9 protein-coding genes are annotated in these 9,869 nt (G+C 44.0%); 4 read left to right on the top strand and 5 right to left on the bottom strand.

Annotation, left to right across the window (positions count from 1 at the left end; translation table 11 throughout):
- Positions 1–145: 145 nt before the first annotated feature.
- Both QUA38_RS24680 and QUA38_RS24685 read right to left on the bottom strand, forming a co-directional pair.
- A complete protein-coding gene (locus tag QUA38_RS24680) occupies positions 146–1,858 on the bottom strand; it encodes a serine/threonine-protein kinase (protein WP_333166579.1) in 1,713 nt (570 codons plus the stop codon).
- A gap of 233 nt (positions 1,859–2,091) precedes the next feature.
- Positions 2,092–2,340, bottom strand: a complete 249-nt coding sequence (locus QUA38_RS24685; RefSeq protein ID WP_006632635.1) for a Ycf34 family protein — start codon at positions 2,338–2,340, stop codon at positions 2,092–2,094.
- Between the two features lie 108 nt (positions 2,341–2,448).
- Between QUA38_RS24685 and QUA38_RS24690 the strand changes: the two genes are divergently transcribed.
- Positions 2,449–3,696 (top strand): CCA tRNA nucleotidyltransferase, encoded by a 1,248-nt coding sequence (locus QUA38_RS24690; RefSeq protein ID WP_333166581.1) that lies wholly within the window; start codon positions 2,449–2,451, stop codon positions 3,694–3,696.
- Positions 3,697–3,827: 131 nt separating this feature from the next.
- Here QUA38_RS24690 and QUA38_RS24695 read toward each other — a convergent pair whose 3' ends face one another.
- From QUA38_RS24695 to QUA38_RS24705, 3 genes are all read right to left on the bottom strand, one after another.
- Complete coding sequence (locus tag QUA38_RS24695; RefSeq protein WP_333166584.1) at positions 3,828–4,175, bottom strand: DUF952 domain-containing protein; 348 nt, start codon at positions 4,173–4,175, stop codon at positions 3,828–3,830.
- A 104-nt stretch (positions 4,176–4,279) separates the two neighbouring features.
- Positions 4,280–4,717, bottom strand: coding sequence for a cupin domain-containing protein (locus tag QUA38_RS24700; RefSeq protein ID WP_333166586.1), 438 nt, complete (start codon positions 4,715–4,717; stop codon positions 4,280–4,282).
- A gap of 257 nt (positions 4,718–4,974) precedes the next feature.
- Positions 4,975–5,745 carry a cysteine hydrolase family protein gene (locus tag QUA38_RS24705; RefSeq protein ID WP_333166588.1) on the bottom strand — a complete coding sequence of 257 codons (771 nt, stop codon included), beginning with the start codon at positions 5,743–5,745 and terminating at the stop codon, positions 4,975–4,977.
- A gap of 213 nt (positions 5,746–5,958) precedes the next feature.
- Here QUA38_RS24705 and QUA38_RS24710 point away from each other — a divergent pair, with 213 nt between their 5' ends.
- The 3 genes from QUA38_RS24710 to QUA38_RS24720 all read left to right on the top strand — a co-directional run.
- Positions 5,959–7,368, top strand: a complete 1,410-nt coding sequence (locus tag QUA38_RS24710; RefSeq protein ID WP_333166591.1) for an amidohydrolase — start codon at positions 5,959–5,961, stop codon at positions 7,366–7,368.
- Between the two features lie 113 nt (positions 7,369–7,481).
- The gene (locus QUA38_RS24715; RefSeq protein ID WP_333166593.1) at positions 7,482–8,621 is read left to right on the top strand and encodes a serpin family protein; all 1,140 of its coding nucleotides are present in this window, start codon (positions 7,482–7,484) and stop codon (positions 8,619–8,621) included.
- Positions 8,622–8,752: 131 nt separating this feature from the next.
- On the top strand, positions 8,753–9,869 hold a 1,117-nt coding region (locus QUA38_RS24720), incomplete at its 3' end, for a glycoside hydrolase family 10 protein (protein ID WP_333166595.1).

A 9,869-nucleotide genomic window follows, 5' to 3' on the forward strand; every position in this document is an offset into this window, starting at 1 on the left:
GCTAAATCGCGATCCAAATTCCAAGTTTGGCAGCGAGAATCCCCGGCAAAATTGCTGATGGCTAAACCGAGTTCGCGACTAGCTGTGTGCAGGGCTAAGCCGTATTTTTTAACAGATGTTCCGTCTTGGGGATTGCTATTCACGATTACTGATAATTTTCCTTAACAAAAAACAGGGGCAAAGCCACAACTAAGCAACCCAAAAGAATGCCAAATATTCCCGTGTTTAAAATCCTCGAATTACCCATACCCCCACTCACCAAAAACAGCACTACTAAACTTGCAAATAAATTTTTATTAGCAAATTCTTTGTGTTGGGAAACTTGATGCTTCACCGTCATAAAACCCGACGAAACTATTAGCGCAAACCAAGAATTAAAAATAACTATTTGAGAGCCAAAGATAAACCAAACTAAGGCAAACATTAGCGCATCTATCCAAAAATCCTGAGTTTTCAACTTCGGCAGCCAAAATTCTTGGGTAGTAACAGAGGCGACTTTCTTGAGTAATTGATTGTGTTGCAGCCGCACGAGTTTGTTTCTCAATTTAATCTTGGGATCGATTTGCAATATTTGCTTCCACTCCGGGCGGCGAGAATTGTTGACTCTTCCCAACAGCTTCACGGCTGCGACTTTATTTAACTGCAAATCAGTGAGTCTGGTGGCAATTATTTGAGATAAGTGCGGATAGTAAACGGGGTTGTCTTCGGTTCTGTTGATGACGATATTGAGCTGTTGCTTGGCTTGACTGACTTGGATTGTAACATTGTACGGGGCGAGAGCCTCTTGTAAAGCTTGCTGAATTTCGGCTTGCTGTTGGCGAGTGAAAAGCAACACACCGGGCGCAGGTGTAACCACCCGTTCTGCGGGCGTTTCGGGCGCGTCTAGCACAGGCGCTGCGTCTAAATACACAGGTTTGGGGTTCAAGTGCCGGATGACTGCTGATGCTGAGCTGTAGCGCCGATTGGTGGCACTTTGAAGCATGGTGTCGAGGATGCGGCCGAAATCGTCGCTAACAGCAGTCTTCAAATAATTTCGCCAAGCCCAAGAATCCTCTGTACTGTCGAACAAATCGAAGGGAGGAATTTCAGTCAGCAAGTGAATGCAAGTAACGCCCAAACTGTAGATATCGCTGGCAAAAACTGCTTTCCCCATCAATTGTTCTGGGGCTGTATAAGCAGCACTGCCGATGATTGTACCAGTTTGCGGCAACCCGGTTGCTGTTACTTTCTTAGCTGCACCAAAGTCTACTAAAACAATATCTTTTTGGAACGGAGAGGGTTGATAGGAATTTTCTAATGCCGGTAAAGGGGCTGGAGATAGTCGGCGGCGAATAATATTTTCGGGTTTGATATCGCGGTGAATGACTTTGGATTTGTGGACGAAGTGGAGCACTGGCAATAAATCGTTGAGGATTTGCCGAATTTGAGTTTCGGTGAATGCTCCTTTTTGTTCTAATTCTCTGGCTAGGTTTTTGCCGTCTATAAATTCTTGTACTAAATACTGTCTCCCGTCTTGTTCAAAATGCGCGATTAATTCGGGAATCTGGGGATGTTTGCCCAAGGTTTGTAGCTGGCCTGCTTCTTGGTGAAATAGTTGAGCGGCTTTTTCTGCTGAGGTATTTTGCGGTAAAAATTGCTTGATTACGCACTGCGAAAAAATCAGGGGTTTTGTTTCATCAACTGCTAGAAATGTTCGGCCAAAGCCTCCTTGCCCGATCGGCTTTATGGTTCGGTAGCGAGATGCTGATGGCGTTTCTGCGTCAAGAGTTAACAACAATTTGGAGCCGCAACTTTGGCACAATTCTGCATCCCCTGGGTTGTGCGGATTCTGACAAGTTGGGTTTAAGCAATAGCACATTGGATTTTAGATTTTAGATTTTAGATTTTAGATTTTTAATTGGGAATGGGGAATGGGGAATTGGGCATCGGGCATCGGTAATGGAAAATTGAAAATTGGGAATTGAATATTGGAAAGGGAAAATTAAAAAGCGGGTAAAAAGAAGAAAAAAGAAAATGAGAGCGTTTTATTTTTTGGTTCTTCCTTCTTCCTTCTTCCCTCTTCCTTCTTCCTTCTTCCTTCTTCCTTTTTCCTTAAGTCGGGACGAGTTCGCCTGGCCGCAATTTGGCCCATTTGCCGGTCTCTTGCTTAAAACTCTGACACCCGACTACATCCCATTCCATTTCTATTTCGTCTTGGCGGGGACGGATGTTGACGTTGATGGTGGGTTCTACGGGGTCGAAATCGGGTGTTTCGGTGAGGTGAAGCTGTTCGTGCTGTTCTTCTACGGCGTGGTAGGTGAAGCAGCGGTCTACATAGTGGCAGTTAATACAAATACACATTCTTGATATCCTCTGTGCATTTCAAAAAGATTGGTGAAAATTGAGCTTTCTGTTAATCTAGCGTAGCAAGAGTTTAATTGTTTGTAAGGAAAGTAGATTTTTGTTGCGATGCCGATTAATTTGCCCTCTTCATTATCTCCTGATACTTGGCCGTTTGATTTGGAACTGCTGACACCGCCTGCTTATCTGGTGGGCGGTGCAGTGCGGGATGCGTTGCTGGGGAGGCGATCGCACTATTTTGATTTGGATTTCGTTATGCTAACACGGGCCGTGAAGACTGCTCGAAAAATTGCCGATCGCACGAATGGTGGATTTGTCTTGTTGGATGCGGAACGCCAAATTGCGCGGGTGGTGTTTGCGGGCGGTACGGTGGATTTGGCGCAGGCGGAAGGGGGGAGTCTGGAGGGGGATTTGCTGCGCCGGGATTTTCGGATAAATGCGATCGCCTGCAATCCTTTTACCGGAGAAATCATCGATCCTTTGGACGGTCAAACTGATTTGCGGTTGGGTGTGCTGCGGATGATTTCGCGGTCAAATTTGGAGGACGATCCGCTGAGGTTATTAAGAGCTTACCGCCAAGCGGCGCAGTTGGGTTTTGCGATCGAACCTGAAACTCAATCGGCGATTCGGGAATTAGCACCGTTGTTGAGTCGGGTAGCGGTGGAACGGGTGCGGACGGAATTGGGTTATTTGTTGAGCAATCCTGACGGTGTTCCTTGGATTTGTCGCGGTTGCGAAGACGGTTTATTTTCAATTTGGTTTGAAAGTGCGATCGACCGTTTTGATATTTTGACAAAAATTGACGCCTCTGCTGACCAATTAGCGGCAATTTACCCGGAATTAGGGAAGGAATTCGGGCGTCAGATTCGAGATACAATTAAAACGCCTTTGTTGGCTGTCGCGAAGCTGGCTATTTTGGCAGCTTCCGACCCGACAATTGCTGAAACCCAGTTGCAGCGGCTGAAGTACAGCAATGCGGAGATTAAAAGTGCGATCGAGCTTTTGAAATACTTGCCACAATTGCAAGCAAAACCTATTGCGGAAATGTCTTTGCGAGAACAGTATTTTTTGTTTCGTGATGTGGGAATAGTATTTCCAGTTTTAGCGGTTTTAGCCGTGGCGGCGGGAGTAGCGGTTGAGGATATTTCACTGTTAATTAATCGCTACCTGGATGCTGATGATATTGTTGCTCATCCCACACAGTTAGTTAGCGGCAATGATTTAATGGAATATTTGAAATTGCCCAGAAGTCCGCGCATCGGTCAATTGTTGATGGAGATTCAATTAGCGCGGGTGGAAGGGAGAATTGCGACTCCCGAAGATGCACTGAAATTGGCGAAAGAGTTAGTTAATTAGTAAGTTTAAATTGATATATTGCAGAAATTAGAACGGGCAAGATGCCCGTTCCACAAAATTCAACTTTTCCGTGGGATGGGCTTTGAGCAACGCCCTAAAAAGTTAGTTGACAAAGGCCAAAAATCAGAATATCAAACAATATCTCTTAACTCTTCCGGTAATTCAAAATTGCCATCGGCACCCGGTTCAAATTCAACAACTTTCAACACAGCATCAACATTCAGCGGTCCGTAAATGTGGGGGTAATTTTCACCCGCAGCCAATTCATATTTAATTTCCGATTCTACTTTTTCCGAGTCAATCAACAGCAGCAGCAATCCTTTTTTACCAACAAAGAACTTATTGGCAGATTTAACAACTTGCGGCAGAGTTGAACAGTGGATAAATCCTTCAGAGTCTAGGGTATCACCGCGATAGGATTTAAGCTGTTTTGCTTCTTCCCATTGTTGGCTTTGAGTAATGTGAAAAATAACGCTCATAAATTATTTTACCTGGAAAAGAGAAGCTAGGCAGAGCATCTAGATATATGTTCCAAAGCTCTACCTAGGAACGAGATTAAAGGACTAAAGTCCCTACTACAAAACTAGCACGATACGAGTACATCAGATCGCCCAAGAACTCTCATATCTTCGTCATCAAGTTCGACTGGTGTGCCGCTGCGAATTAGTTCTACAAAATCCTCATTCGGCACCATGATGCACAAAGCGTACAAACGTTCACTGCCCGTATTTTCAATTACGTGAGTGCCCGTTGGAGGCACTAACAAACTATCTCCCGGTTGAATACTAACTGTTTTGCCGTCGCAGGTTGCTTGCCCTCTTCCTTTGAGTACAAAAAACATTTCTACTGCGAATTGATGGCGGTTGGGAGGAGTTTTGCCGCCCGCATCGAAAATCTCCACACAAACAGTTAATGAAACATTAGCTGTTATCGGATCGAAGACGATAGCTAATCTATTAGTATCGCCCGGACTGATGCGAAATGCTTGGTAGTCTTGCGGAGACTTTACCACTGGAATCATACACTGGTTTGTCATTTTTTTATTGTGAGTTGTCGGTTGTTATGTTTCTGATATGATTAGCGAGCCAGAGTCATTAGTTTAGGACTTACGCATGGGCGGCGAGAAACTGGGTTTTTACTGAGAAGATGTGTTACAGGCTACAAAAACCGCAAAAACTCGGTTTCTTTGTTGCTGAGCCGTAAGTCCAGTAGTTGCGAGCTTAGCCTCAAAAATTTATTCTTAGTGACTAATGACTGCTGACTAAGGACTAAGGACTGCTATTTAATTGTTTCTAACATAGCCTGAGAATCAGACACAAAACCAAAACATTGCTTAACGTTATAAAGAGTCGCTTGCCAGCAATAATCTGGCGATGTCGTAGCTGTACAATCTTTGACTAAAATACAGTCGTAACCGAGGAAATTAGCATCTTGCAGGGTAGCCATCACGCACTGATCGGCGTTTACTCCTCCGAAGAAAAGTGTAGTTCTGCCGAGGTTCCGCAAGATACTATCTAAAGGAGTATCCCAAAAGCCGCTCATCCGATATTTATCAACGCAAATATCCTCCGGTTTGGGTTTTAATTCATCGACAACCTGCGCCGCCCAACTCCCTGCCATCAGTACAGGGGCGTTGTTTTTTGGCAGCGGATCTCCCAAACCTACGCCGTCGCCTGTGGGATTGTAAACGTGACGGGAAGCTGCACTAATATTGAGCAAATCGGGGCGGTTTCCCCAGTTGATCCAAATAATTGGTACTGCATGCGATCGCAATTTTGGCAGCAAATCGGTTAAAGGATTAATTGGAGTTCTGGCGGGCGTTACATCTACGCCAATATGTGCTAGCCAACCGTCGGGATGACAGAAATCGTTTTGCATATCTATCACCAACATTGCTGCTTTTGCTAAGTCCAAACGCAGGGTTTTAGTTTCTGTTTCTAAAGTAACAATTTGTGGGTCAAGTTGCGAGCGGGTGATATCGGCAATTTTGGCATCAACTTTCCAAGCATTCGGCGGTACACCCAAAGTGCGGAGAGAATCAGGATTCATATAGATTGTGAGTCAAAAACAATTTCAATCTTATAACTATTTGATGGTTACTAACTTGTCATATCTTAAATCTTTGTTATAATTAAGGATCCGGGGTAACTTTTTGATAAAGTTTAGGATTTATTAACTTTATCATCGTTGGGTGATCGCAAATGTTAGCTCCCTGGAAGCATATAATAAAAATTAATGTAAATTTATAAAAAGGGTAAATCTATGAGTTTTACAATTCAAAATGCTTTAATTCCGGTTGATAGCGGTTATGAAACCACAGATGTGCAAGCCGTGGATAATTGCATAAGTGCGATCGGACCCAAGTTAAAACCTGCGGGAACAGTTATTAACGGCAAAAATAAGCTGCTGCTGCCCGGTTTTGTCAACGCGCACACACACTCTTCAGAAATGTGGCAGCGGGGCATAATTCCCCCTTTGCCGCTGGAGTTGTGGATTGCCGAATTATACGATTTTACGCCTCTAGAACCCGAACAAGTTTACTTGAGCGCCTTGGGAACTGCGGTAGAAACATTGCTGTCGGGCGGTACAAGCGTAGTCGATCATTTAGTTTTGATTCCGGGGCAAGAATTAGAGACAATTGCCGCCGCAGTTCGCGCTTATCAAGAAATAGGCATCCGCGCTTTTATCGGGCCGTTAATTCAAGATGAATCCCTGACCGCGGGAATGCCTTCTGGCGATAGCGGCATCGAACACGCGGCTTACATTCGATCGACTAAGGTAACTTTGGAATTAATGGAAACAGCCATAAAACAGTTTCACAATCCCGAAAAAGGTGTTAATATGTTGTTGGCGCCGACGGGAATTCAACTGTGTTCCGATGCTTTGTTTGAAGGCTGCATCGATTTGAGCGATCGCTACAATCTTTGTCGGCACGCCCACCTATTAGAAACTTCCGCGCAAAAACAACTAGCTCACGAAAAATACGGCTGTAGCGCTGTCGAACACCTGCAAAGAATTGGTTATTTGAGTCCACGGACTTCCTTAGCGCACTGCGTTTGGCTGGACGATTCCGACATAGCGATCATGGCAGAAACAGGAGCGACCGTCGTACACAATCCCCTCAGCAACTTGCGCCTGGGAAGTGGGATTGCACCGATTTTGAAATACCGTCAAGCGGGAGTTAACGTATCTTTTGGCTGCGACGGCGCTGCTAGCAATGACTCTCAAGATTTGCTGGAAGCCATTAAAATTGGTTCGATTTTGCACAATATCACGGATTTGGATTACCGCCAATGGATTACACCGCGCCAGTCTGTAGAAATGGCATCCCTGGGAGGAGCAAAGGGCTTGAATCTCGCCGATGAAATGGGTTCGTTGACAGTCGGTAAAAAAGCAGATTTTGTGCTGTATGATTTAACCAGTTTATCATTCCTGCCGCGCACCGATCCGATTGGCTTGCTAATATTGGGACGCCCGACTAATGCGGTAGACAGCGTTTGGGTAAACGGCAAGCAAATTGTCGCAGAAGGTAAGGTGAAAACGATTGATGTTGATGCTTTGAGGCGGGAATTATTCGATCGCAGCGAGTGGACGAGCAAGCGTCAATCGCAAACAGTAAGTGAAATAGAAGCCCACTATCGAAAAGTCATGAACCTGCAAGGTTATTCTTAAAAAATTAACCAATAGAATAGGATATCATGTCCGGTTGAATCACATAATTAGCGCTGTCACTAAAAATTAACGCAATCACCCTCGCAAATCCCAATCACTCAGAAGCTCTAGCCATGACACACCCTAACAACCAGATAAATGTAGACGCCAGACTTGTTGCAGCTAATACCAAATTTGGTTTTAACTTGTTCAACACCTTAAGCAAACAACAGCCGAATAAAAATATCTTTATTTCCCCTACTTCTGTCGCCCTCGCACTGTCAATGACATATAACGGAGTCAGCGGAGAAACCAAACAAGAAATGACAAAAGCTCTAGAATTAACGAAAATGAGTTTAAAAGCAATCAACGCAGCAAATCAAAATTTGCAAAACTGTTTGCAAAAAAATGACCCCAAGATCCAAGTATCAATTGCCAACGCGCTTTTTGTCAAACAAGGCTTCTCATTAAAACCCGAATTTTTGCAAATAAATCAACAATACTACCAAGCCAATATTAGCGAAATAGACTTTCAGAGCCCGCAAGAAGCTCTCAGCATCATTAACAACTGGGTGAGCCAAAAAACTCAAGGAAAAATTGATAAAATAGTCACTAAAATTACCCCGACTACACTTTTATTTTTGATTAACGCCATCTATTTCAAAGGCAACTGGGAAACCCCATTTGATAAATCTCAAACTGCCAACAAAACTTTTTATTTAACAGACAGCAGTTCCAAACAGCATCCCATGATGTCCCAGAGCGGCTCTTATCGGTGCTACGAAACAGACACTTTTCAAGCAGTCAGTTTACCTTACGGCAAAAAAGGCGCTCTGAGTATGTATATTTTCTTGCCAAACTCCAATACCAATTTGGCAACTTTCTCACAGCAATTAACGCCCGAAAACTGGAATAAATGGATGCAAGAATTTAGAGTTAAAAGTGGAATGATTGAAATACCGCGCTTCAAAATGGAGTATGAAGTTAAACTGAAAGATACACTTATAGGTTTGGGAATTGCAGAATTTTTCGGTCGAGTGAAAACAGACTTTTCCCCGATGACTGATAGCCAAGTAGTAGTAGAATCGGTCACACACAAGACATTTGTCGAAGTTAACGAAGAAGGTACAGAAGCAGCAGCCGTGACTGTAATTGAGTTAACGAGATCTATGCCGGCTTTTGAAATGAATGTAAACCGTCCATTCTTTTGTGCTATTCGAGACAATACTACAGGAACAATATTATTTATGGGTATCATCGTTGACCCCCAATAATATCAAAAATAGTAGGTGCGTCAGGAATTGTTCGAGCGAGTTTTAATAAAATAACCCTAGCTGACGCACCCTAACAAGCTAATTATACGGTAAAATATCAGTCTAAAAATAATCATATTTGCGACAAATTGATGATTAAACTGCACAAATGGCAGCGGATACTGGCTTTAATAGTTGTTTTTGCGATCGCCCTTACCTCCTCCACGATTTTATCCCCCCGTCTCTTGGCTCAAACCCCGCCCAAAACCCCAACAACCGAATTGCGCGGCGTCTGGCTGACGAACATTGACAGCGACGTTATTTTCTCCCGCAACAACATCATTGACGCTGTAAATCGACTCGATCAACTCAATTTTAATACCATCTATCCCACGGTTTGGCAAGGAGGCTATACGCTTTATCCGAGCGCTGCAGCCCAACGAGTATTCGGACAGTCGCTCGACCCCTCGCCCGGATTGAAAGACAGAGACATCCTCAAAGAAATTATAGCACAATCCCATCAAAAAGGTATAGCAGTAATCCCCTGGTTTGAGTTTGGTTTCATGGCTCCCGCAGAATCGGAATTAGCCACACTTCACCCAGAGTGGCTGGCGCAGCGACGCGACGGTTCAACTATTTGGAAAGAAGGCAAACACGAGCGAGTTTGGCTGAATCCATTTCATCCCGAAGTTCAGCAATTTATCTTAGATTTAATCATAGAAATTGTCGATAATTATGATATAGATGGCATTCAATTTGACGACCATTTTGGCTTGCCAGTAGAATTTGGCTACGAGCCGTTAACTGTGTCAATGTATCAGGAACAAATCAAAAGCCCTCCCTCCGACGACGCCCGCGAAACTTTCTGGGTGCGCTGGCGCGCTGACAAAATTAACGACTTCGTGGGACGAGTTTCCCGCGCCATCAAATCCCGCAAACAAAAATGTATTGTCAGCTTATCTCCGAACCCTTTTCACTTTTCTTTACCCGCCCACTTGCAGGACTGGTTTACCTGGGAAAGACGCGGCTACATTCAAGAAATTGTGTTGCAGGTTTATCGCAGCGATATCAAGCGTTTTAGTGCCGAACTGGAACGGGAAGAAGTTAAACTGGCTAAACTTAACATTCCAACTGCGATCGGCATTTTAACTGGTCTTAAAAATAATTCCGTGCCCCTAAAACAAATTCAAGAACAAGTGCAAGAAGTGCGAAAAAGAGATTTCGCTGGCGTGTCGTTCTTTTTCTACGAAAGTTTGTCGAATTGGGCTA

Origin of the sequence: Microcoleus sp. Pol12B4, from assembly GCF_036701385.1 — a bacterium.
Lineage (GTDB): Bacteria > Cyanobacteriota > Cyanobacteriia > Cyanobacteriales > Microcoleaceae > Microcoleus.